22 protein-coding genes and 1 tRNA gene are annotated in these 21,711 nt (G+C 64.3%); 15 read left to right on the top strand and 8 right to left on the bottom strand.

What is annotated here, in order from left to right; genetic code table 11:
- Positions 1–14: 14 nt before the first annotated feature.
- The 6 genes from ACLFLU_RS00955 to ACLFLU_RS00930 all read left to right on the top strand — a co-directional run bounded on the left by ACLFLU_RS00955 (position 15) and on the right by ACLFLU_RS00930 (position 6,355).
- Positions 15–1,382, top strand: a complete 1,368-nt coding sequence (locus ACLFLU_RS00955) for a cytochrome P450 (protein WP_426410517.1) — start codon at positions 15–17, stop codon at positions 1,380–1,382.
- Between the two features lie 45 nt (positions 1,383–1,427).
- Positions 1,428–2,837 carry an adenylate/guanylate cyclase domain-containing protein gene (locus ACLFLU_RS00950; protein ID WP_426410516.1) on the top strand — a complete coding sequence of 470 codons (1,410 nt, stop codon included), beginning with the start codon at positions 1,428–1,430 and terminating at the stop codon, positions 2,835–2,837.
- 184 nt (positions 2,838–3,021) lie between these two features.
- Positions 3,022–3,510, top strand: coding sequence for a TerB family tellurite resistance protein (locus ACLFLU_RS00945; RefSeq protein WP_426410515.1), 489 nt, complete (start codon positions 3,022–3,024; stop codon positions 3,508–3,510).
- Positions 3,511–3,739: 229 nt separating this feature from the next.
- Positions 3,740–4,519, top strand: coding sequence for an SDR family NAD(P)-dependent oxidoreductase (locus ACLFLU_RS00940; RefSeq protein WP_426410514.1), 780 nt, complete (start codon positions 3,740–3,742; stop codon positions 4,517–4,519).
- Between the two features lie 129 nt (positions 4,520–4,648).
- Positions 4,649–5,443, top strand: coding sequence for a glutamine amidotransferase (locus ACLFLU_RS00935; RefSeq protein ID WP_426410513.1), 795 nt, complete (start codon positions 4,649–4,651; stop codon positions 5,441–5,443).
- A 99-nt stretch (positions 5,444–5,542) separates the two neighbouring features.
- Complete coding sequence (locus ACLFLU_RS00930) at positions 5,543–6,355, top strand: enoyl-CoA hydratase (RefSeq protein ID WP_426410512.1); 813 nt, start codon at positions 5,543–5,545, stop codon at positions 6,353–6,355.
- 126 nt (positions 6,356–6,481) lie between these two features.
- On the opposite strand, the gene ACLFLU_RS00925 is transcribed toward ACLFLU_RS00930, so the two are convergent.
- Positions 6,482–6,557, bottom strand: a tRNA-Ala gene (locus tag ACLFLU_RS00925).
- A gap of 200 nt (positions 6,558–6,757) precedes the next feature.
- On the opposite strand from ACLFLU_RS00925, the gene ACLFLU_RS00920 reads away from it, so the two are divergent.
- From ACLFLU_RS00920 to folD, 3 genes are read left to right on the top strand one after another with little or no spacing between them, the layout of a single operon-like run.
- Positions 6,758–7,048, top strand: coding sequence for a YggT family protein (locus tag ACLFLU_RS00920; RefSeq protein ID WP_148752825.1), 291 nt, complete (start codon positions 6,758–6,760; stop codon positions 7,046–7,048).
- 37 nt (positions 7,049–7,085) lie between these two features.
- A complete protein-coding gene (locus ACLFLU_RS00915) occupies positions 7,086–7,400 on the top strand; it encodes a DUF167 domain-containing protein (protein ID WP_426410511.1) in 315 nt (104 codons plus the stop codon).
- Between the two features lie 19 nt (positions 7,401–7,419).
- Positions 7,420–8,304 carry a bifunctional methylenetetrahydrofolate dehydrogenase/methenyltetrahydrofolate cyclohydrolase FolD gene (gene folD, locus ACLFLU_RS00910; RefSeq protein ID WP_426410510.1) on the top strand — a complete coding sequence of 295 codons (885 nt, stop codon included), beginning with the start codon at positions 7,420–7,422 and terminating at the stop codon, positions 8,302–8,304.
- 60 nt (positions 8,305–8,364) lie between these two features.
- Here the strand turns inward: folD and ppa are convergent, their stop codons facing one another.
- Both ppa and ACLFLU_RS00900 read right to left on the bottom strand, forming a co-directional pair.
- Entirely contained in the window at positions 8,365–8,901 is a 537-nt protein-coding gene (gene ppa / locus ACLFLU_RS00905; RefSeq protein ID WP_426410509.1) for an inorganic diphosphatase, read from the bottom strand.
- A 182-nt stretch (positions 8,902–9,083) separates the two neighbouring features.
- Positions 9,084–9,593 (bottom strand): GNAT family N-acetyltransferase, encoded by a 510-nt coding sequence (locus ACLFLU_RS00900; RefSeq protein WP_128963308.1) that lies wholly within the window; start codon positions 9,591–9,593, stop codon positions 9,084–9,086.
- Between the two features lie 267 nt (positions 9,594–9,860).
- Between ACLFLU_RS00900 and ACLFLU_RS00895 the strand changes: the two genes are divergently transcribed.
- From ACLFLU_RS00895 to ACLFLU_RS00880, 4 genes are read left to right on the top strand one after another with little or no spacing between them, the layout of a single operon-like run.
- Positions 9,861–10,760 carry a dienelactone hydrolase family protein gene (locus tag ACLFLU_RS00895; protein ID WP_426410508.1) on the top strand — a complete coding sequence of 300 codons (900 nt, stop codon included), beginning with the start codon at positions 9,861–9,863 and terminating at the stop codon, positions 10,758–10,760.
- Entirely contained in the window at positions 10,757–11,224 is a 468-nt protein-coding gene (locus tag ACLFLU_RS00890; RefSeq protein ID WP_426410507.1) for a DUF2269 family protein, read from the top strand. The genes ACLFLU_RS00895 and ACLFLU_RS00890 overlap by 4 nt, the downstream gene beginning before the upstream one ends.
- A gap of 8 nt (positions 11,225–11,232) precedes the next feature.
- Positions 11,233–12,552: an SDR family oxidoreductase gene (locus ACLFLU_RS00885; protein ID WP_426410506.1), complete on the top strand. Its 1,320-nt coding sequence runs from the start codon at positions 11,233–11,235 to the stop codon at positions 12,550–12,552.
- The gene (locus ACLFLU_RS00880) at positions 12,552–12,959 is read left to right on the top strand and encodes a thiol-disulfide oxidoreductase DCC family protein (protein WP_426410505.1); all 408 of its coding nucleotides are present in this window, start codon (positions 12,552–12,554) and stop codon (positions 12,957–12,959) included. Before ACLFLU_RS00885 ends, ACLFLU_RS00880 begins: the two co-directional genes overlap by 1 nt.
- A gap of 198 nt (positions 12,960–13,157) precedes the next feature.
- Here ACLFLU_RS00880 and ACLFLU_RS00875 read toward each other — a convergent pair whose 3' ends face one another.
- The 3 genes from ACLFLU_RS00875 to ACLFLU_RS00865 form a co-directional block, all read right to left on the bottom strand.
- A complete protein-coding gene (locus tag ACLFLU_RS00875; RefSeq protein ID WP_426410504.1) occupies positions 13,158–14,402 on the bottom strand; it encodes a flavin monoamine oxidase family protein in 1,245 nt (414 codons plus the stop codon).
- Between the two features lie 201 nt (positions 14,403–14,603).
- Complete coding sequence (gene typA, locus ACLFLU_RS00870; RefSeq protein WP_426410503.1) at positions 14,604–16,430, bottom strand: translational GTPase TypA; 1,827 nt, start codon at positions 16,428–16,430, stop codon at positions 14,604–14,606.
- A gap of 283 nt (positions 16,431–16,713) precedes the next feature.
- The gene (locus ACLFLU_RS00865) at positions 16,714–17,490 is read right to left on the bottom strand and encodes a Crp/Fnr family transcriptional regulator (protein ID WP_426410502.1); all 777 of its coding nucleotides are present in this window, start codon (positions 17,488–17,490) and stop codon (positions 16,714–16,716) included.
- 190 nt (positions 17,491–17,680) lie between these two features.
- On the opposite strand from ACLFLU_RS00865, the gene ACLFLU_RS00860 reads away from it, so the two are divergent.
- Entirely contained in the window at positions 17,681–18,064 is a 384-nt protein-coding gene (locus ACLFLU_RS00860) for a response regulator (RefSeq protein ID WP_426410501.1), read from the top strand.
- A gap of 13 nt (positions 18,065–18,077) precedes the next feature.
- Here ACLFLU_RS00860 and ACLFLU_RS00855 read toward each other — a convergent pair whose 3' ends face one another.
- On the bottom strand, positions 18,078–19,625 hold the full coding sequence (locus tag ACLFLU_RS00855) for an alkaline phosphatase D family protein (RefSeq protein WP_426410500.1): 1,548 nt from the start codon (positions 19,623–19,625) through the stop codon (positions 18,078–18,080).
- 104 nt (positions 19,626–19,729) lie between these two features.
- Entirely contained in the window at positions 19,730–21,175 is a 1,446-nt protein-coding gene (locus ACLFLU_RS00850; protein WP_426410499.1) for a TAXI family TRAP transporter solute-binding subunit, read from the bottom strand.
- A 149-nt stretch (positions 21,176–21,324) separates the two neighbouring features.
- Here ACLFLU_RS00850 and ACLFLU_RS00845 point away from each other — a divergent pair, with 149 nt between their 5' ends.
- Positions 21,325–21,627 carry a 4a-hydroxytetrahydrobiopterin dehydratase gene (locus tag ACLFLU_RS00845; RefSeq protein ID WP_426410498.1) on the top strand — a complete coding sequence of 101 codons (303 nt, stop codon included), beginning with the start codon at positions 21,325–21,327 and terminating at the stop codon, positions 21,625–21,627.
- Positions 21,628–21,711: the final 84 nt, after the last annotated feature.

Here is a 21,711-nt window from a genome sequence, read left to right as displayed (position 1 = left end):
TGCGGGAGAGAGCCATGAACATCGCCAATGTGCGTCGGCCCATCATCCCCCCGACCCCGCCGCGCGCGCCGGACAATTTGTCGTTTTTCGGCCGGCTTGCGGTGATCAGGCAGAACATGATCGCCACCTGGGGGCAGCGCGCCTATGAGGAAGAGATCATCCAGGGCCGCCTCTTCCTGCACAAGAGCTTCATCCTGAACCAGCCGGATGCGATCCGGCACGTCCTGCTCAGCAATTACGAGAACTACACGCGGACGCCGGCGGGCATCCGCATGCTGCGTCCGGTGCTCGGCGAAGGTCTGCTGCTCGCCGAAGGCCACTCTTGGACATTTCAACGCCGCACGCTGTCGCCCGCCTTTACGCCGCGCGCTACGGCCAATCTCGTGCCGCATATGACGGCAGTGCTCGATGAGACCATCGCGAAGCTGGATGCGCGCACGAGCGAGCCGGTTGATCTGCGCGAGATCATGCAGCGCATGACGCTGGAGATCGCCGGGCGAACGATGTTCTCGTTCGGCATGGACCAGCATGGCCCGACCTTGCGCAACTTCGTCACGGAATATGGCGAACGGCTTGCACGGGCGCACTTCCTCGACATGGTGCTGCCGGTCTCCTGGCCGACGCCCCTGGATCGGGCCCGGGCTCGCTTCCGCAAGCGCTGGGTCGAGTTCGTGGCGATGCTGATCGCCGAGCGGCGTGCGGCGGGCAAGAAGGACGGCGCGCCGCCGCGCGATCTGTTCGATCTCATGGACGAGGCGCGCGATCCCGAAACGGGTAAGGGTTTTTCGGACGATCAACTCGTCGACGAGGTCGCGACCATGATCCTGGCGGGTCATGAGACGACCGCGACCGCGCTGTTCTGGGCGCTGTATCTGCTGGCGCTCGATCCTGATACGCAGGAGGAGGTTGCGTCCGAGACCCGCGGCGAGCATCTCGACAGCATGGCCGACATCGATCGGCAAAAATTCACCCGCGCCGTGATCGACGAGACCATGCGGCTCTATCCGCCGGCCTTCCTGATCGCCCGCGCCGCGCGCGACAAGGACAATGTGGGCGGAGCTGAGATCAGCAAGGGCGATGTCATCATGATCGCGCCCTGGCTGCTGCACCGGCACGAGAAGCTGTGGGATCAGCCGAACGCGTTCGTTCCAAAACGCTTTATGTCGAAAGAGGCGCCCGATCGCTTCGCCTATCTGCCGTTCGGCGCGGGCCCGCGCGTCTGCATCGGCGCACCGTTCGCACAGGCCGAGTCCGTGCTGGCGCTGGCCCGGCTGATCGGCGCGTTCCGCGTCGAACTGGCGGACGCGACGCCGGTCATTCCGTATGGCGTCGTCACGACCCAGCCTGACCACTCACCCCTGTTCCGCATCACGCGCCGGTGACAGGCTCTGGCCGTTGGCGTGATCCACCCCAAATAGAGTTGCGTCATGAGCGACATCCAGGCCCAGTTATCCGTTCTGAACCAGACCGCCGACGCGAAGGTGGTCGATGCGATCGCGCGCCTCATCGAGGACGGCGAGGATCACGAACTCAACCGCGTCAATGTCCTCGACTTCGCCACGCAGCACGGCGTCGATGAAGAGCACGCGATCTCCGCCTTCCTGCATGCGGCGCGGCTGGGGTTGTTCGATCTCGGCTGGAACGTGCTGTGTCCTGGCTGCGGCGGCGTGCTCGGCGCCCATACGACGTTGAAGGCGCTCAAGCCCGACGATTACCACTGCGCGCTCTGCGCCTGCGGCTACAAGGCTTCCGTCGACGACCAGGTCGAGGTCTCCTTCACCGTCAATTCGCGCGTCCGGCGGATCGCCGCGCACGACCCCAACACGCTTCCGGTGTGGGAGTATTTCAAGCAGGTGTTCTGGAGTTCCGGCGTCGACTTCAACAAGGAATCGTTTGCGACGCTGGCCGATGAAGTGACGTTGGATACGATGGAGCTGCCGGCCGGCGAGAAGGCGACCATGTCGCTGCAACTCCCGAGCGACTTCATCATCATTTTCGAGCCGGTGACGCACGCCGCGCACTTCATCGACGTCCAGGGCGAGCCGACCAAGGACCGCCAGCAGCTCGCCATCATGTACAACAAGGTGCAGGCCCCGACGGGAACCACGACGATGCGGCCCGGGCCATTGCGGCTGTCGCTGGAGAACCAGGCCGGCGTGCGCGTGCTGCCGTCGGTGTTCATCGCGGCCGAGGCGCTTCATCACCTGATCGGCAAGCGCAAGCCGTTCCTCACCGCCAAGCGCATGCTGTCGAACCAGACCTTTCGCGATGTGTTCAAGGCGGACAATCTCAGTCTCGACCAGCGGCTCCAGATCACGTCGCTGACCTTCCTGTTCACCGATCTGAAGGGCTCGACCGCGCTCTACGAGCGCGTCGGCGATCTCGCCGCGTTCGATCTCGTGCGTGCGCATTTCCACGCGTTGCTGGAGATCATCTCGTCCGAGAAGGGCGCGGTGGTGAAGACGATTGGCGATGCCGTGATGGCGACCTTCGTCCGTCCCGAGCACGCGATCGTCGCGGGCCTGCGGATGCGCGCGGCGATGGACGTGCTCAACAAGCAGCGCGGCACCGACGATCTCATTGTCAAGATCGGCATCCATGAAGGTCCGTGCCTCGCGGTGATGCTCAATGAGCGGCAGGATTATTTCGGCCAGACCGTCAACATCGCCGCGCGCGTGCAGAGCCTGTCGACCGCGCAGGAGATCCACATCACCGGCCCGGTGCTGGACGCGCCAGCGGTCGCCGAGGTTTTGCAGCAGCGTGCCATCAAGCCGATCCAGAAACAGGCGGCGCTGCGCGGCATTGCCGACAAGATGGTGGTGTACGAGATACCGTAGTTGGTGTCGTCCTGGCTTTCGCCAGGACGACACCAGAGGAAGTCGACAACCGCCCCCACTCCAGATTGCCGAAACGTAATGCAGCGCGCGGAACTGACGCACGTTGCGCCGGTTGAGTTTCCCGCTCATATAATGTTGACAGCTGCCGCATTCCTTGCGGCGTCATCGATTTCGGTAGGATCTTATGCTCGACGGCCTGCGCCAATTCATCGCCGACATTGTTGCTCCTCATGCCCAGGACCGCGCCTTCGGCGACAGCGATTATCGGCTGGCGGCCACCGCGCTGCTGGTCCACGTGGTGTCGCTGGACGGCCAGCCGACGCAGGCCGAGCAGAGCAAGCTGCACAATCTGATCGAAAGCCATTTCAAGCTCGATCGGGGCACGGCCGACCGGCTGATTGCGGATGCGACTCAGGTCGAGGGCGAGGCGGTCGATCTTTATCACTTTACCAGCGTCATCATGCGCTCGCTCGACGAAGAGGGCCGCAGGCGCATCGTTCAGATGATGTGGGAGCTGGTCTATGCCGACGGCCAGGTCACCGAGTTCGAGGACAACGTCGTCTGGCGCGCCTCCGACCTGCTCGGGATTTCCCAGCGCGACCGGATCGATCTCAAGCACGCCGTCGCGGACCGCGCCGGCGATCAGGTCAATGACAACGCAGTCGGCGGCTGAGCTATCGCCGACGCGGCATGATTCCCGGTTGTATGGACCACATGACGAAACTTTAATGTAGTCGCCGGACCGCCCGGTTCCGGATTCCCCCGCAAAACTGCGGTTTTTCCTGCTCCCTGTTGCCCGCTCAGGCGGCCATGCTGCCAGTGCCGCTTGCCTGCCGCGCGCGGCCTATGCTCCAGTCTCGCCATTACGCGGCCAAAAAGCTTCAATTCAAGAGACTGCGATCGTGACTGAGCTGGTAACATTGATCACCGGTGCCTCGGCGGGCATAGGCACGGAGCTGGCGCGTGTGTTTGCCGCGAACGGACACCGGCTCGCGCTGACGGCGCGACGTGCCGACCGGCTCGAGGCGCTCGCAAACGAGCTCACCTCCAAGTGCGGCAAGAAGCCGATCGTGATCGCTTGCGATCTCCAGGCGGCCGATGCCGGCGAAAAAATCGCCGCTGCGCTCGCTGCCGAAGAGGTCGAGCTCGACAATCTCGTCAACAATGCCGGCTTCGGCGTGTTCGGCGATGCCATCGAGCGCGACCGCGACGAGCAGGTCCGCATTATCGATGTCAACGTCCGCGCGCTGACCGATCTGTCGCTGCGCTTTGCCGATCAGCTGATCAGGAACAAAGGCGGTCTGCTCAATGTCGGCTCCGTCGCGGGCTTTCTGCCGGGGCCCGGCATGGCCGTGTATTACGCGTCCAAGGCCTATGTGATTTCACTCACCGAGGCCTTGCGGGCGGAGCTCGCGCCGCGCGGCGTTCGCGTCACCGTGCTGTGCCCGGGGCCGGTGCAGACCGAATTCCAGGGGCGCGCCGGCGTCGGCTCCGGGCACGATACGGCGATTCTCAATGTCCCGGCCGCCGATGTCGCACGGCAGGCCTATCGTGGCCTGATGGCGAACAAACGGGCAGTGCTGCCCGGTTTCGGCATCAAGATCGTACCGTTCGCACTGCGCTTCTTCCCGCGCGGCTTCATCCTGTCCGCCACCAGCCGGTTCCAGCGGCAAAGACACTAGAGCCCGCCCGAGGCATCCGTAGTGGCCCGGAGCTTGCTTAGATATCGGGGCATGTGTGCGCAAACTCACACGATGTTAACCGTCGCTTAGCTATGCTGGCGGCTTGAACCGATAGCACTCGCAGAGGCCATGTCGTTTCGGACGGACAGGTTTGGTGGCGCAGAATTGGTGCCCTTCCCAAGAAGGACGCCGCGCGCGGCCGCCTCCGAGCCCCTCCTTCCGGTTCTGATCGTCCTCCACCAGGAATCCTCGACACCCGGCCGCGTCGGCAACGCGCTGCGCGCGCTCGGCCATCGTCTCGACATTCGCAGGCCGCGCTTCGGCGATCCCCTGCCCGACACGCTCGCCCGGCATGCCGGCGCCGTGGTCTTCGGCGGCCCGATGAGCGCCAACGATCCCGACGACTACGTTCGTCGCGAAATCGACTGGATCGAAATTCCGCTCCGCGAACAGCGACCGTTCCTCGGCATCTGCCTGGGTGCGCAGATGCTGGCGATGCAGCTCGGCGCACGCGTCGCGCCGCATGCGCAGGCGCTGACCCAGATCGGCTACTACCCGATCCGCCCGACTGCGGCTGGCCACGCGCTCTGCCCGGACTGGCCGGCGCAGGTCTATCACTGGCATCGCGAAGGATTTCAGTTGCCTGCCGGCGCTGAATTGCTGGCGGAAGGCGATGATTTTCCGATCCAAGCGTTTCGCACCGGCAATGCCTTCGGCGTGCAGTTTCATCCCGACGTGACCTACGCGATGATGCATTGCTGGACCACGCGCGGCTATGACGGCCTCAGCGCGCCCGGTGCACGCGAGCGGCATCATCATTTTGCGGACCGTGCCGTCTATGACGCCGCGGAACGCGCCTGGCTCGATCATTTCGTCAAGGGTTGGCTGGCGCGCCGACAAGTGCTGGCGCAAGCCGCCGAGTGATCGCGCCTCCGCGCAAGCCCTTGCCTCTCCATTGGATATGCTAGGCTCGTTCCTAACGAGCGCGGGCGAACGCGTGCCGGAAGACAGAGGGAGAGCGCCATGGCTTACGAACACATTCTTTATGAGGTGAGCGACAAGATCGCCACCATCACGCTCAATCGCCCCGATCGCATGAATGCGTGGACGCCTGTCATGGAGCGCGACGTTCGCCACGCGATGGAAACCTCGAGCGCCGATGACAATGTCCGCGTCATCGTGCTGACAGGCGCGGGCCGCGCGTTCTGTGCCGGCGCCGACATGGACGCGCTGAAAGGACTCGATCCCAACGACGTCAGGCGCGCCTCGAACCTGCCGCCCTTCGACATGAACCGCCGGCCGGACTGGCAGACGCGCTACGGCTTCTATCCGTCGATCGGAAAGCCGGTCATCGCCATGATCAACGGTGCGACGGCCGGCATCGGTCTTGTCCACGCACTCTATTGCGATCTGCGCTTTGCCGCCGACAACACCGTGTTCACGACGGCCTTCGCGCGGCGCGGCCTGATTGCCGAGCACGGCATCAGCTGGATGCTGCCGCGCATTGTCGGTCATGCCAACGCAATGGATCTGCTGCTCTCGGCGCGTCGTGTTTCAAGCGAGGAGGCGTTGCGGATCGGGCTGGTCAACCGGCTCTGCTCGCCCGAGAAGCTGCGCGAGGAAACTTACGCCTATGCCCGCGATCTCGCCGATTTCGTCTCGCCGAGCGCGATGGCCGTGATCAAGCGGCAGCTCTACGACGTGCCGTTCCAGACGCTGGCCGAGGCAACCATCGAGGCCAACCGGGAGATGATGGTGGCACTGAACGGCAGCGATTTTCGGGAGGGTGTCGCGAGCTTCATGGAGAAGCGGCCGCCGCGGTTTACGGGGAAGTAGGGGCCCGCGATTTGTGGAGAGGGTCCGCCGTCGCCCTGCGGGCTATGGCGGGACAGCCTTCGCTCTCTTCGCTACGTAAGAGCTCGGCTGGCTTGCCGAGCCGTAGCTCGCGAAGCGAGCGAAGGCTGGTGGAGCCAGGCGGGATCGAACCGCCGACCTCGTCATTGCGAACGACGCGCTCTCCCAGCTGAGCTATGGCCCCTTTGCTGGCCGCTCTGGTAAACGCGGCCGACAACCGGGCGCCATTTAAGTCCCCGCCAAGGTCAAGTCAAGGACGGGTGTAAGGCGGTTTTAGCCGTCCCTAGCACCGACTTCCCTTGTTTGGGCCGGGGGGAACCGATATCTAGCCATGACCGTCCCAAACACTGCCCCAATGACACTGGCCCAGAGAGTGTTTCGCTGATGCGCCCGATAGTCTTCATTCTGATCCAGATCATCAATCTCTACATCTATCTGTTGATCGCATCGGCAATCCTGTCCTGGTTGATCGCGTTCAATGTCGTGAACACGCGCAACCAGTTCGTCGGCGCGGTCTGGGAGTTTCTCTATCGGATTACCGAGCCGGTCCTCGGCCCCATCAGGCGCAGGCTGCCGGCGATGGGCGGGCTCGATCTGTCTCCGATCGTCGCCTTCTTCGTGCTTTGGCTGATCCAGCTCTATCTCGCCGAGTACGTCTATCCGAACGTGCCGTAGCCCAGCGGAACCGTGGTTGAGCCTCGATGGACCTTCGATGGAGCCTTGGCGCATCTCCACCACGGGCGTCAGCATTGCGCTACGCGTGACGCCGCGTGGCGGACGTGACGGCGTCGACGGGATCGAGCAGCTGTCCGACGGCCGCAGCGTCTTGAAGGTACGCGTGCGTGCCATCGCCGATGGCGGCGAGGCCAATCGCGCGGTGCTCTTGCTGCTGGCGAAATCGCTTGGCGTGCCCAAGGCCAGCGTCAGTCTGTTGTCGGGGGCGACGTCGCGGCTGAAGCAGGTCGCCATCGCGGGTGATCCGGCACGGCTTACCGAGGCGTTGCGCGAGCTCGCTTCGGTCAAATAGACAGGCATAAGGAACTGACATGACGGCCAAGATCATCGATGGAAAAGTCATCGCGGCGGACCTTCGTGCCCGCGTCGCCGACGAGGTCGCCCGCGTCAAGCGCGAGCACAATCTGGTGCCCGGCCTCGCAGTGGTTCTGGTCGGCAACGATCCCGCCAGCGAAGTCTATGTCCGCTCCAAGCATACGCAGACCCAGGCAGCCGGCATGGCCTCGTTCGAGCACAAGCTGCCGGCGGACGTCTCGCAAGCCGATCTGCTGGCAGTGGTCGCAAAGCTCAATCGCGATCCCGCCGTGCACGGCATTCTCGTGCAATTGCCGTTGCCCAAGGGCCTGGACACCGAGGCCGTGATCAATGCCATCGATCCTGCCAAGGATGTCGACGGCCTGCATCCGAACAATGCCGGCCGGCTTGCCGGCGGCTTCGAGGCGCTGTCGCCCTGCACGCCGCTCGGCTGCATCATCCTGACCAAGACCGTGCACCCTTCGCTGGAGGGCATGAACGCCATCGTGATCGGCCGCTCCAATCTGGTTGGCCGCCCGCTGGTGCAATTGCTGCTGAACGAGAACGCCACAGTGACCATCGCGCATTCGCGCTCGCGCGACCTGCCCGCGCTCGTGAAGCAGGCCGATCTCGTCTATGCCGCGGTCGGCAGGCCGGAGATGGTGCGTGGTGACTGGCTGAAGCCGGGTGCTACCGTGATCGATGTCGGCATCAATCGCATTCCGAAGGAAGACGGAAAGACCCGCCTCGTCGGCGATGTCGCCTATCAGGAAGCGCTTGGCGTTGCCGGTGCGGTGACGCCGGTGCCGGGTGGCGTCGGCCAGATGACGGTCGCCTGCCTGCTCGTGAATACGCTGCGCGCGGCTTGTGCGATCGCGGGTTTGCCGAAGCCGTCGGTGTAGATTTCTTCACCTCGCCCCGCAAGCGGGGCGAGGGAGCGGACTGTGTCCGGGGCCTAAGGCTTACTCCTTCTTTTTCTTCTCGCGCTCGATGCCTTCGAGGATCAGCTTCTGCGCTTCCTCGGGGCCGCCCCAGCGCGTGATCTTCACCCACTTGCCCTTCTCGAGATCCTTGTAGTGCTCGAAGAAGTGCTGGATCTGCTGCAGCGTGATGTCGGGCAGATCGGAATACGACTTCACCTTGTCGTAGCGCTGCGTCAGCTTTGACGACGGCACCGCCAGAATTTTCTCGTCGCCGCCGGCCTCGTCCTCCATGAACAGCACGCCAACCGGGCGCACGCTCATGACGGCGCCGGGGATAATGGCGCGGGTGTTGATGATCAGCACGTCGCAGGGGTCGCCGTCATCGGACAGGGTGTGCGGGATGAAGCCGTAGTTTCCGGGGTAACGCATCGGCGTGTAGAGGAAGCGGTCGACCACCAGCGTGCCGGCTTCCTTGTCCATCTCGTATTTGATCGGTTCGCCGCCCACGGGGACTTCAATGATGACGTTGACGTCCTCTGGGACGTTTTTTCCGATCGAGACCGCATCGATACGCATTAGAAAGGCTCCGTTATTTGCCGAAGTTAAATCTCGCCCGGCAGCGATTTTGGCGCTGTCATACGCGGGCTTGGCCCCCCGATCCATCGTGTTTTTGTGAAATAATGAATCCAGCGACCACCGGCGCAAAAGGCGGGCGGTATCGGCGGATGGGAAACGCTGCCGATTAGGCTTTCAGCAGCTCAATTAGTCCAAGCGAAGGCAACCTTGTCGAGCGCCTTCGGCCCGAATCGCTCCGAGGAGCGCGCCACCATGCGGCCGCCCAGCGCCCGGTAGAACTCGGTCGCCGGATCGTTGTCCGAGAGCGCCCACACCACCATGCTCTTCAGATTGCTCTGCATGAGGTCGCGGCGGGCCGCGGTGAACAGGCGGCGGCCGAAGCCGAGGCCCTGAAACTCGGGGCGCAGGTACAGCTCGTAGATCTCGCCGTCGAAATGCAGGCTGCGGGCGCGGTTGCGGCCGTAGTTGGCGTAGCCTGCGATCTTGTCGCCGAACACGAGCACGCTGACGCGGCTGCCCTTGCGGATCGCGCTGTCCCACCACTGCGGACCGCGACGGTTAATCAGCTTCTCCAGCTCGGCGCCGGGAATGATGCCCTGATAGGCGGAACGCCAGGCTTCGTCATGGGTGGACGCCACCGCAGTTGCATCTGCAGCTTTGGCCGGCCGGACCTCGATCAGGGTTGTGCTCATGGAGGCGATCAAACCAAGTCGCCGCGCTGGCGGCAAGACCTATCGTTAATTATCGGTTAACCTGTGGACTTTCTGCATCAGTATTTTAACCATGTTGTGCCGAAAAAAGACAAGACGCCATTTCGTGCGGCGGCGGTCTGCCATGCGCCGGTGCAAAACTTCGCGGTCTCAACGAATGAACGCCGATGGCAACGCAGAAAAGTCCGCCAAGTGTGATTCGTTCCGACTAATCTGACCTGCGTTATCCGTGTTCGTCCTCGGCTATTCATGCGGCTTCTCGACACGCCTGCTCGCCTGCTTCTGCTGTCCCTGCTGACGGCGCAGCCTCTGTGTGCCCAGGTCACGTTCGGGGCATCGGGCGCAGAGAGCGAGCCGTTCCGCCGCCAGGAATGGCGGGTGCCGTCGCCGGATACCGACATTGCCGCCCGCGCGCTGCTGTTTCGTCCGGCCGGTTCCGGTCCGTTCCGGCTCGCGGTGATCGCACATGCGTCGACGCAGAACGTGTTGCGTCGCGCGCAAATGCCGCAGCCGGAATATCGCGCACTCGCAGCGTTTCTCGTCGCGCGCGGCTTTGCCGTGCTGGTGCCGGAGCGGCTCGGCCATGGCGCGACCGGTGGCCGCTATGTCGAGGACCAGGGTGGCTGCGACGAGGCGGACTACGCTCGCGCGGGCCGCGCCACCGCGGAGGAAATCTCGCTCGCGCTGGACTATCTGCAAAAGCAGGATTTTATCCGCAAGGATGCCGCGGTCGTGATCGGGCACTCGGCAGGCGGCTGGGGTGCACTGGCACTTGCGGGTGCCGATCCGAAGGCGATCTCCGCGATCACGGTATTTGCGCCAGGACGCGGCGGTCACGCCAATGACGAACCGAACAAGGTCTGCGCGCCACATACGCTTCTCGCGGCAGCGGCCGAATTCGGCAAGGCGGCGCGCATTCCTGTCATATCGCTGGTTGCGGCCAATGACAGCTATTTCGCGCCGGCATTTTCGAAAGAGCTGGCGAATGCGTTTCGCAGCGGCGGAGGCAAGGACGATGTTCGCATCCTGCCGGCCGCGGGCAGCGAAGGCCATTGGATGGTCGAGACCGAGGCTGGCGTCCAGGCCGCAAGCAACGAGCTTGCGCGCGCGCTGAACCTGCCCAAACCTGTTGCGATCAAGAAGCCATGACGCTGTATTTCCTGGTCAAATATCTGCACGTGCTCGGCGCCATCATCATCCTCGGCACCGGAACCGGCATCGCTTTTTTCATGCTGATGGCACATCGCACGAACGACGCGGCGTTCATTGCGCGCACGGCGTCGGTGGTGGTGATTGCGGATGCGATCTTCACGCTGTCGGCCGTGATCCTGCAGCCCGTCACCGGCGGCCTGCTGATGATGCTCTCGGCGACGCCAATCACCGAAAATTGGCTGCTGGCCTCGCTCGCGCTGTACGTCCTTGCAGGCCTGTTCTGGGTCCCCGTCGTCTTCATGCAGATCGAGATGCGCGATCTCGCGCGCAAGGCCGCCGGGCAGCGCCTCGCGCTGCCGGAGCGCTACTACACCCTGTTCCGCCGCTGGTTCGTGTTCGGTTTCCCCGGTTTCGGCGCCACGATGGCGATCCTCTGGTTGATGATCGCAAAACCGTTTTGAAGGACGCGATGAACCAGCGAACCATCTTGGTGCTCGGCGCCTCCGGCCTGATCGGCCGCTTCGTCACCGACGATTTGCGCACACGAGGCTTTCGCGTGGTCGGTCTCGCGCGCCGCCTGTCACCGGCGCAGACAATGAGCGCGCTCGATATCGAGCTGCCGATCCTCATCCTCGACGCGACCGCGCTGACACGCTTGCTGAGCGAGCATGAAGTGGATGTCGTCGTGAACTGCCTCGGCGTGCTCCAGGATGGTCCCGGCAGCGACACCAACGCCGTGCATCGCGATTTTGTCGCGCGCCTGCTTCAGGCGATCGCCGGCAGCGGCCGTGCGATCCGGCTGGTGCAAATCTCGATCCCCGGGATCCCCGAGGCAGATCGTACTGCGTTCGCCACGACCAAGCGCGAGGCCGAACGTCTGATCGCGGCATCGAACATTCCCCACGCCATCCTGCGGCCCGGTTTCGTGGTCGCACCGTCAGCCTATGGCGGCAGTGCCATGCTGCGCGCACTCGCCGCCTTCCCGCTCGACCTGCCGGGTAAGGAGATGGCAACGCGATTCCAATCCGTCGCGGTCGAGGATATCTCCGCAACCATCGCCTGGCTGGCCGCACGCGATGTCGACGATGCGTCCGTGAAAGCGGTGAACTGGGACCTGATGCAATCCGAGCCGATCACGATGGCTGGCGTCACCAAGCAGTTCCGGCTCGCGTTCGGGACGGCCGGCTGGCCACACGTCGCGATGCCGCCCTTCATGCTCGATCTCGGTGCCAAAATCGGCGATCTCGCCAACACTCTCGGCTGGATGCCCCCGATGCGCTCCACGGCCATCACCGAGCTGCGCCGTGGCGTGAGCGGTGATCCCTCGGCGTGGATTGCCGCGACCGGCATTGCGCCGAAGACGTTGACTGATGCGATCGGGCGTCATCCCGCCACCATCCAGGACAAATGGTTCGCGCGGCTGTTCCTGATAAAGGCGCTGATCTTTGCGAGCCTGGTCGCGTTCTGGCTGGTCTCCGGCTTCATCGCGCTGTTCGTGTCCTACCGTGCCGCGGCCGGGATCTTGACCGCGCACAACTTCCCGCCGGCACTGGTCGATCCCATCACCATCGGCACCAGCCTGATGGACATGAGCATCGGCGTGCTGATCGCCTTCCGCCGCACGGCAGCGATCGGGCTCGTTGCAGGTATCATCGCCTCGCTCGGCTATATGGTCGGTGCAGCGATCCTGACGCCGGATCTCTGGATCGAGCCGCTCGGCGCGCTGGTGAAGACCGGGCCGGCGATCGTGCTGATGCTGGTGGCGCTTCTGATGCTGGATAATCGCTGATGAGCAAGTGGCCGGACGACGACGTGATCCTGTTCGACGGCGTTTGCATCTTCTGCTCACGCTGGGTGCGCTTCGTCGCGCAACGCGATACGGCGAAGCGGTTTCGCTTCACGCCGATCCAGTCGGATTACGGCGCGAGGCTCGCGCGGACGTTCGGCATCGATCCCGATGATCCCGACACCAACGCGGTGGTTCACGGTGGCGAGGTGTTCATGAAGTCGGATGCGGCGCTGACGGTGCTCTCGCATCTTCCAGGCTGGAGCTGGACGCAGGCGCTGTTCGCCGTGCCGAAACCGCTGCGGAATGCGGTCTACAGCCTCATCGCGCGCAACCGCTATCGCATTTTTGGGAAGTATGATGCGTGCTTCGTGCCGGATGTGGATTTGCGGGCAAGGGTGATTGAGTAGCGAGCGCAGCAGCTACAAACTCGATGTCGTCCCGACGAACGCCGGGACCCATAACCACAGGGAGAAGTTTGGCGGAGGCTGGCAGTTTAGGGATCACCGAGCGATGCTGATACCTAGCTTCACCGATAGATCACGCGGTATGGGTCCCGGCGTTCGCCGGGACGACGCTGGAGGATGACGCCGCAGCGAGGCCGTTCCCTAACACTTGCCCAGAGCCGCCAGCACTTCCTTCGCTGCCCGCTCGCCGCTATCCCGCGCTCCATGCGCCGTCGTGAAAAAATTCGGCGACGTCGCTTCTCCCGCAAAAAACAACCGCCCATCCACCGGCGCAGCCAGCACCGCGCGGTCGCCGGCGTGCCCAGGCAGCGCGTGCGAATAGGAGCCTCTGGCAAACGGATCGTGCCCCCAGCGCGATTCGTGCAGCGGCTTCAGCTTGCGGCGGATGTCGTTGCCGAGGAAGCCTGCGATTTCGTCGATGCTGTGCGCTGTTATGGCGCCCTCGCCGGCAGTTTCCAACGCTCGCGCAAAACTGCCGCCGAAAAAGCCTTCGATGCAGGGCTGGCCGAATGGGCGGATGTGGTAGGTGCCCATCTCCGTGCGCATGGTGGCACCGCGCAAATTGCCTTCTTTCGGAAAGGCTTCGGCATCGTCAAGCGCGAGCGTCACCTTGTCATCGACGCCGAGCGGCAGGCCGGCTGCCGCGCTTACCTTGGATGGAAGCGGCGGCGAGAAGCGGATCGCTTCATCGGCGATCAAATTGGTCGGCACCGTGACGATCACCGTGTCCGCGGTCAGCGTGCCCTGCGACGTCTCGATGCGGACGCACTTGTTCGAATGATCGATCAGGGTGACGTTGCAGTTCAGCGCCACCGGGCAGGGCGCGCCATAGGCCGCGATGAGCGCGCCATAGCCGCGGCGGACGCGCCAGTTGAGCTCGCTGTCCTCATAGGCGTCCCAGTCGAGCGTCGACATGTCCTTGAGTTCGCAGCCGTTGATGTAGGTCGAGACCGCGTCGATCATGGGATTCCAGCGATTGCCGGGCTCGAGGCCCAGGCTCGCGGGCGCGTCCTTGCCCTTCTGCGCGGCCTGCCAGAGCCGCTCGTAGAACGCGTCCATCGCGCGCATGAAATCGTCGCGCTCGCTTTGCGGAAAGGCATTGCCATAGGCGCGCTCGCGCCAGGGCGGCAGGTCCTTGTTGAGCTCGAAATCGAGTTGGCGCGCGATTGGAACGAACGAGTTCTTGTCGGCCGAGTGTAGCCAGCCGCATCCGACGTCGAAGGTGACGTCAGGCGAGGCCTGCACGGTCCAGGCGCGGCCGCCGAGCCGGTCGCGTGCCTCCAGCACGATCAAGGAGAGGCCGGAGCCGTGCAGCGCGTGCGCTGCGCCGAGGCCGGCAGCACCGGCGCCGATGATCGCGACGTCGACGGAGGAAGGGAAGGACATGGGTGCGATCTAGCACGTTCGCTGAGCGCGCTGAAGCAGGCCAGATATGCCGTTCTCGTGTCCCGGACGCGGTGCGGCGTGTAACGCCGCTCCGCAGAGCCGGGACCCATGGCGATGCGCAGGTGGTGAGAATGCTGGGCCCCGGCTCCGCAGCGCATCACTATCGTGCTGCGCTGCGTCCGGGGCACGAGACCGGTGGCCTTACGCCACCGCTTCCTTGGACTTTTCGGCGCGCTTGCGCTCGTTCGGGTCGAGGTGCTTCTTGCGCAGGCGGATCGACTTCGGGGTAACTTCGACGAGCTCGTCGTCCTCGATATAGGCGAGCGCCTTTTCCAGGGTCATGCGGATCGGCGGGGTCAGGCGCACGGCTTCGTCCTTCGACGTCGTGCGGATGTTGGTGAGCTGCTTGCCCTTGAGCACGTTGATCTCGAGATCGTTGTCGCGGGTGTGCTCGCCGACGATCATGCCCTTGTAGACCTTCCAGCCCGGCTCGATCATCATCGGGCCGCGGTCTTCCAGCTTGAACATGGCGTAAGCCACCGCTTCGCCCTGGTCGTTGGAGATCAGCACGCCGTTGCGGCGGCCCTGGATCTCGCCCTTGTACGGGGCATAGCCGTGGAACAGGCGGTTCATGATCGCGGTGCCGCGGGTGTCGGTCAGCAGTTCGCCCTGGTAGCCGATCAGGCCGCGGGTCGGCGCGTAGAACACCAGGCGCAGACGGTTGCCGCCGGACGGCTTCATCTCGACCAGCTCGGACTTGCGCTCGCTCATCTTCTGCACGACGACACCGGAGTGCTCCTCGTCGACGTCGATCACGACCTCCTCGATCGGCTCCATGGCGCCGCCGGTGGCTTCGTCCTTCTGGTAAACGACGCGCGGGCGCGACACCGAGAGCTCAAAGCCTTCGCGGCGCATGGTCTCGATTAGGATCGCGAGCTGCAATTCGCCGCGGCCGGACACTTCCATTGCGTCCTTGTCGGCGGCCTCGACGACGCGCAACGCGACGTTGCCTTCGGCTTCGCGCAAGAGACGGTCGCGGATCATGCGGCTCGTCACCTTGTCGCCCTCAGTGCCGGCGAGCGGGGAGTTGTTGACAATGAACGACATCGACACGGTCGGCGGATCGATCGGCTGCGCCGGCAGCGGCACTTCGACGGTCGGATCGCAGAAGGTGTCGGCGACGGTGCCCTTGGTCAGGCCGGCAATGGCGACGATGTCGCCGGCTTCGGCTTCATCGAGCGGCGTGCGCTCAAGACCGCGGAATGCCAGGATCTTGGTGATGCGCCCGGTCTCGACCAGCTTGCCGTCGGCATGCAGCACCTTGACCTGCTGGTTCGGCTTGAGCACGCCGGACGAGATGCGGCCAGTGATGATGCGGCCGAGATAGGGGTTGGCCTCCAGGATGGTGCCGATCATGCGGAACGGACCTTCCTCGACCTTCGGCGGCGCGACGTGCCGCAGGATCAGGTCGAACAGCGGCTCCATGCCCTTGTCCTGCGGACCCTCGGGGCTCTCGGCCATCCAGCCCTGCTTGGCCGACCCGTACAGGATCGGGAAGTCGAGCTGCTCCTCGCTGGCGTCGAGCGCCGCGAACAGGTCGAACACCTCGTTGATGACTTCGGTCGGGCGCGCGTCGGGGCGGTCGACCTTGTTGATGACGACGATCGGCTTGAGGCCGACCTTGAGCGCCTTGGAGACCACGAATTTGGTCTGCGGCAGCGGACCTTCGGCGGCGTCGACCAGCACCAGCGCGCCGTCCACCATGTTCAGGATGCGCTCGACCTCACCGCCGAAGTCGGCGTGGCCGGGGGTGTCGACGATGTTGACGCGCGTGTCCTTCCACTGCACCGAGGCCGCCTTGGCCAGAATGGTGATGCCGCGCTCGCGCTCCAGGTCGTTGGAGTCCATGGCGCGATCCGTCACCTTCTGGTTCTCGCGGAACGTACCGGACTGCTGGAGGAGTTTGTCGACGAGGGTCGTCTTGCCGTGGTCGACGTGGGCGATGATGGCGACGTTGCGGAGATTCATGAGTGAGCTTCTTTGCGGTCGGACAATGGGTTAAGCGCGATCTCGCCGGTCAAGCCGGGACCTCTTCACGGACAACGCTGGAAACGTGGAAAACGGGGCCTGCTACGCCCAAAAAGGAAATCCGGCCATATCGACCGGGTTAGCCTGTGCGTTTGCGCCGCAATATAGGCAAAAAACGCCAAAAAACAATGCGTTCTTTCGGGGTTGGTTGATTGAATTTTGCCCGGGAATCCCCGGGGCTTAGGGACGATTTGGGCCTTAAATCGGCTGCCGGCGCCCTGGATCAGCCCTGCGCCGAGCCGCTGTTCGGCTCCTCGGTCGGATAGACCCCGCGCAGCACCTCCTCGAAGTGCATCTTCACGGCGTCGTTGCAGAGGCAGGCGCGCTGGCGCAGGCCGTCATGGTTGCGGACCAGGATCGAGCCGCGCCGCGTGTCGAGCACGCCGTCGGCCTTGAACGATTGCAGCACGCGGCTCGCATAGCTGCGCCCCACCCCGAGCAATGTGGCGAGCTGCTCATGCGTCAGCGGCACGCTGCTTTCGTCGCCGGTCCGCTCCATCGCGGCGATGATCCATTTGGCCGTGCGCTGCTCGATCGAATGGATGGCGTTGCAGGCGGTCGACTGAAAAATCTGCGCCAGCATGCAGTCGGCATAGCGGGCGAAGATGTTGCGCAGCGACGGCGAGCGCGCCTTGGCCGCCTCCAGCTTGCCGACGTGAATGCGCGCAAACGGGCCGCCGAATTTCACGCAGATGCGGGTATAGGCCGGCAGAAATCCCTCGCTGACGATGCCGCCCACCGCGCCTTCGCGGCCGACCAGAATGGTCTCGACATCGCGGCCGTCTTCGTTCGGGACGAGAAACGTCGCAAGCGACGGGCCGCAGGGAAAGTGCACGACCTGGACATCGTCGCCGGGACTGTAGAGCAGATGGTGCGCGCTGACGTCGTCAACGGCAACATGGGGTGCGAGCAGCGCGTAGTCCGCCGGATTCAGGCGCCGCAGCAGATTGTTGGCGGGTCGGCCCTCGACCTCGTTTGCCTTGCTGATACGCACATCCATCGCAAATCCTCTGCTCTCCCTTTCGACACTAGCCAGTTCCGTTCGTCCGTTGTGTGCACATGTGGACCGACGTCAAAACTGTTCTGTGGTGAGTTTCGTTCCGGGAACCCTCCGATGCGCTGGGCGCAGGCGTCGGGATGAGGCTGTCCAGATCGGTGAAAACATGCAGCCCTCGATAGCAGCCAGGATCATGATACCCGCTTTCCCGGACGGCTCGGCCGAAATTCCTGGCGATGTTCTGATCGTTGAGGACGATCCGATCATCGCCATCGATTTCGAGGATCGCCTGCTCGGCTTTGGCGTCACGAGCGTGCGCACCGTGGGTTCGGTGGCGCAGGCGCTTGATGCGATCGCGGCACGTGCGCCCGACTTCGCGCTGCTCGATGTCGAGTTGATCCGCGAGAAGAGCTTTGCGATCGCCGAGCGGCTCGCAGCCCTGGACATTCCTTTCGTCTTCGTCACCGGTTACGGCGCGGAGACCAGCATTCCCCAGCAATTTGCTGCACGTCCGCGGCTGCAGAAGCCGTGCTCCAGCGATGCGCTGGAGGCGGCGTTGCAGACGCGCGGCGCGTGACGGCGCGGTCGCCTCACGCGAATTTCGGATCGAGCGTGGTCGACCACAGCGCGACGTCGGCGCGGTCGCGCAACGTCACAATCATCTGGCCCGAGGCGCCATCGATCTTGACGTGACCGAAGAACTGCATGCCCGCGGACGGCGGCAGGTTCTGCTTGTCGGGGCCGGGTGCCTTGATGAAGCGCACCTCGGGGCCGAACGTGTTGTCGAGCTCGTTCGGACCGAACGTGCCGGCGTGCAGCGGACCCGAGACGAACTCCCAGAACGGCTCGAAATCCTGGAATTGCGCCTTGTTCGGATCGTAATAATGCGCGGCGGCGTAGTGCACGTCCGCCGTCAGCCACACCGTGTTCTTGATCGGCGCCGTCTTGATGAAGCGCAGGATGTCGGCGATCTCGAGCTCGCGCCCGCGCGCCGGGCCGTCGCCTTGCGCGAAAGCTTCCGAGCCCTTCTTGTTGGTGGCATCGTCATAGACGATCAGGCTGAGCGGCATGTCGGAGGCGATTACCTTCCATGTCGCGCGCGAATTGAGCAGGCCGCGCTTCAGCCAGGCCATCTGCTCGGGCCCGAGGAAATAGCTAGCCGGGCCGTACTCCGTCTCGAGGTTGGCGCCGTTCGGGCCGCGATAGCTGCGCTCGTCGAGCACGAACACGTCGAGATGCGGACCGTAGGAGATCTTGCGATAGACCCGGCCCGGCTCGACGATGCTCTCGCGCATCGGATACATCTCGTGGAAGGCGCGGCCCGCGCGCGCTGCGAGCAGCGAGATGTCACGGACCTTGTAGGCCGCCGGCAGATCCTTCGACAGCGACCAGTTGTTGGTCACCTCGTGATCGTCCCACTGCACGAAGATCGGCACCTCGGCATTGAAGGCGCGGACATTGTCGTCGGTGAAATTGTATTTGTGCGCGGCGCGGTACTCGTCCAGCGTCTCGGCGACCTTGGCCTTCTCGGGGATCGTGACGTTCTTCCAGATCTTGCCGTCGGCAAGCTTGACCTCGGAGGGGATCACGCCGTCGGCGTAGATGGTGTCGCCGGAATGCAGCAGGAAGTCCGGCCGGTGTTTTCGCATGGCTGCGAAGGTGACCATGCCGCCGTCATCGGGATTGATGCCCCAGCCCTGGCCGGCGACGTCGCCCCCCCAGACGAAGCTGACGTCGCGGCGGTCGGCCGGCGCGGTGCGGAAGCGGCCGACCACCGGCTCGCCTTCGATCGCGGTGTGGGAGAGATCGCGGAAGCGGACGCGGTAGAAGATGTCCTGACCGCCCGGAAGATTGTCCACCAGCATCTTCGCGGCGAAGTCGCTCTCGGGCAGGGCGGCGATCGGCGGCAGCGCGCGGGCGTCCTTGAACGATTCTGTCGTCGCCACCTCGACCAGCATCTGCGCGGGCCGGTCAGTCCGCGCCCAGACCACACCGCCGTCGACGGTGACATCGCCGGACTGCACGCCGTGGGTGACCGCCGGCCGGTCGGCTGCCCGCGACAGATGCGGCATCGCGATCGCGCCAAGCGCGCCGGCGCTGGAGGTGAGGAAACTACGGCGGGAGAATTTGATCTTCATGGCGATGCTCTCGATATCGCGCGGCGGGTCCGCCGAGCGGTCGCCAGGATGAAGCTAGAGGCTATATTGGGACAATGTGACGCGGCAATTACGCGCGCAGGCGCTTATGCGTTGCCGGCGGCCCGGAACTGCGCGCCGGTGCGTTGCAGGTTCTGCGGCATGCTGAACAGCACCGCCTTGCGGTCGGCAACCGCGGCGTGGAATTGGTCGAGCACAATGTTGAAGGCGGTCAGTGCGCCTTCCTCGATCGCGCCGTGGTCGTAGCAGCGCAGCGTGTCGCGCAAGATCTCGTCGGCTTCGGCCTGCATCTGGTCGAGCTCGTCGGCCGTCTCGCTCTTGCGGGCCGCGGCGAGCATGTCGAGCAGGCGTTCGCGCAGATGGCTGTTGTTGTCGCGCTCGTCCTTCTTCAGATAGCCCGCGAACCATGCGCCGATCGAGCCCGTGGCCGAGAGCGCCATCAGGCTCCACCAGATGTAATCGCTGTACTTGTCGAGGAAGGTCTTCTCCTCGCCGTCGACGAAGGCGGCTGCGCCCGGATGCACGGGGATCACCGCGTCCTTGTCGGTATCGGGCGTCTCGATCTTCGCGGCCTGCGGGAAATCGGTCAGCAATTGCTGGCGCACCGCGAAGAGCTGCCGGGTGAAGGCCGCAACCGTGGTCTCGGACAAGCCTTTGCGCGCCACGATGTGGTGCGAGAAGCTGATGGTCTTGACCTCGTCCTCGGGACGATCGGGCGAGCCGCCATAGGTGCCGGCGGGGATCTCCGATGCCTCATAGACCGGATGGTTCTGGGCGATCGCATCCGCCGAATCGATGGCGAGGAAGGTCGGCGTGCCGCCATCCTTGGCGGAGGCGGCGATCGCGTCCGATGTGATCTTGCTGTTGACGGGGCCGGCTGCGAGATAGACGTCGGCCTTCTGGGTCTTGATCGCCTCGGCAACTTCGCTCGCCGGGAATTGCACGATCTCGACCTTGGCGGGATCGACGCCGTATTGCTGCAGGATCACCTTGAGCAAATTGACGTTGGCCGGCGTGCGGCCGACCACGCCGACACGACGGCCGGCGAGCTGCGCGATCTTGGTGATCTTCGCGCCCTTCTTCTTGCCCTTGCCGGGCACCGACCACAGCACCACGACGTTCTTGCGCAACGTCGCGACGGCTTGCGCGTTCTTGGGGACATCGAGATCGCCACGCACGATGGCGAGGTCGGCCTTGCCCTCGGCGAGCAGACCCGCGCTGGCGGTGGCGCCGTCGGTCTGGACTGGGCGCAACCGCACGAAGCCTTTGCTCTGCGCAAAGGCCTGCGTCAGTGTCTGCACCACCTTGACGTCGTCGCTGTTGGCGGGACCGACCGCGATCTTCAGCGTCACCGGTCTCATCGCGAAATAGTAGCCGCCGGCGAGTGCGCCGACGATGGCGAGCACCAGCGCCAGAGACACGAGCGCCGTCTTCCGCGCCGCGGATCGCGGCGAAGGCGGAGAGGGCGTTTCGGCCAGGTTCGAGTCCCCGGTCATCGATCTCCCAAACAGGCGCTTCAGGCTCAGTTTCATCTTGGCCGGCGATTTACGCCCGCAATTGTAGCAAATTTCTTGTCCGGCAGGGTTACATCTCCGTCATGGTTAGCGGATCGGCGAAATCCCGCATGAACCCGGGGCGTAAGCACGGTGTTAGGGTAAAGTTCCATTGAACGGAGGCCATCATGGCAGAGCTTCTATCGGCAGACGCACGCAAGCAGGCGCTGGGCGGTATCCCGGGCTGGGCCGAGGTCCAGGACGGCAAAGGGATCGGGAAGACCTTTGTCTTCAAGGATTTCAACGAGGCCTTCGGCTTCATGACCCGGGCGGCGCTGGTCGCCGAGAAGACGGATCATCACCCCGAATGGCGCAACGTCTACAAGACGGTCGAGGTGGTGCTGTCGACCCATGACGCTGGCGGCGTCACTAAGCTCGATATCACGCTCGCCACGGCGATGAACGCGATCGCCAAGCTGACGCAGGGCTGACGCCTTGCAGCGACGGAGCGCATCCCCATCTTGTGATCGACATCGGATGCGGCCAACGGCCACGCCGGGCTGAACGGGAGTTTT

It is taken from the genome of Bradyrhizobium ganzhouense, from assembly GCF_049949285.1.
In the GTDB taxonomy this organism is placed as follows: Bacteria; Pseudomonadota; Alphaproteobacteria; order Rhizobiales; family Xanthobacteraceae; genus Bradyrhizobium; species Bradyrhizobium ganzhouense.
Note: the sequence above shows the minus strand (reverse complement) of the source record. Positions and strands in the feature narration are given on the sequence as shown.

Coding starts and splice junctions, on each gene's coding strand:
- ACLFLU_RS00895 (WP_426410508.1), top strand. CDS start 9,861: ATGCGGCTTCTCGACACGCCTGCTCGCCTGCTTCTGCTGTCCCTGCTG.
- ACLFLU_RS00900 (WP_128963308.1), bottom strand. CDS start 9,593: ATGAGCACAACCCTGATCGAGGTCCGGCCGGCCAAAGCTGCAGATGCA.
- ACLFLU_RS00930 (WP_426410512.1), top strand. CDS start 5,543: ATGGCTTACGAACACATTCTTTATGAGGTGAGCGACAAGATCGCCACC.
- ACLFLU_RS00855 (WP_426410500.1), bottom strand. CDS start 19,625: ATGAAGATCAAATTCTCCCGCCGTAGTTTCCTCACCTCCAGCGCCGGC.
- ACLFLU_RS00865 (WP_426410502.1), bottom strand. CDS start 17,490: ATGGATGTGCGTATCAGCAAGGCAAACGAGGTCGAGGGCCGACCCGCC.
- typA (WP_426410503.1), bottom strand. CDS start 16,430: ATGAATCTCCGCAACGTCGCCATCATCGCCCACGTCGACCACGGCAAG.
- ACLFLU_RS00890 (WP_426410507.1), top strand. CDS start 10,757: ATGACGCTGTATTTCCTGGTCAAATATCTGCACGTGCTCGGCGCCATC.
- ACLFLU_RS00880 (WP_426410505.1), top strand. CDS start 12,552: ATGAGCAAGTGGCCGGACGACGACGTGATCCTGTTCGACGGCGTTTGC.
- ACLFLU_RS00935 (WP_426410513.1), top strand. CDS start 4,649: ATGTCGTTTCGGACGGACAGGTTTGGTGGCGCAGAATTGGTGCCCTTC.
- ACLFLU_RS00945 (WP_426410515.1), top strand. CDS start 3,022: ATGCTCGACGGCCTGCGCCAATTCATCGCCGACATTGTTGCTCCTCAT.
- ACLFLU_RS00920 (WP_148752825.1), top strand. CDS start 6,758: ATGCGCCCGATAGTCTTCATTCTGATCCAGATCATCAATCTCTACATC.
- ACLFLU_RS00860 (WP_426410501.1), top strand. CDS start 17,681: ATGATACCCGCTTTCCCGGACGGCTCGGCCGAAATTCCTGGCGATGTT.
- ACLFLU_RS00850 (WP_426410499.1), bottom strand. CDS start 21,175: ATGAAACTGAGCCTGAAGCGCCTGTTTGGGAGATCGATGACCGGGGAC.
- ACLFLU_RS00875 (WP_426410504.1), bottom strand. CDS start 14,402: ATGTCCTTCCCTTCCTCCGTCGACGTCGCGATCATCGGCGCCGGTGCT.
- ACLFLU_RS00950 (WP_426410516.1), top strand. CDS start 1,428: ATGAGCGACATCCAGGCCCAGTTATCCGTTCTGAACCAGACCGCCGAC.
- folD (WP_426410510.1), top strand. CDS start 7,420: ATGACGGCCAAGATCATCGATGGAAAAGTCATCGCGGCGGACCTTCGT.
- ACLFLU_RS00955 (WP_426410517.1), top strand. CDS start 15: ATGAACATCGCCAATGTGCGTCGGCCCATCATCCCCCCGACCCCGCCG.
- ACLFLU_RS00845 (WP_426410498.1), top strand. CDS start 21,325: ATGGCAGAGCTTCTATCGGCAGACGCACGCAAGCAGGCGCTGGGCGGT.
- ACLFLU_RS00915 (WP_426410511.1), top strand. CDS start 7,086: ATGGAGCCTTGGCGCATCTCCACCACGGGCGTCAGCATTGCGCTACGC.
- ACLFLU_RS00885 (WP_426410506.1), top strand. CDS start 11,233: ATGAACCAGCGAACCATCTTGGTGCTCGGCGCCTCCGGCCTGATCGGC.
- ppa (WP_426410509.1), bottom strand. CDS start 8,901: ATGCGTATCGATGCGGTCTCGATCGGAAAAAACGTCCCAGAGGACGTC.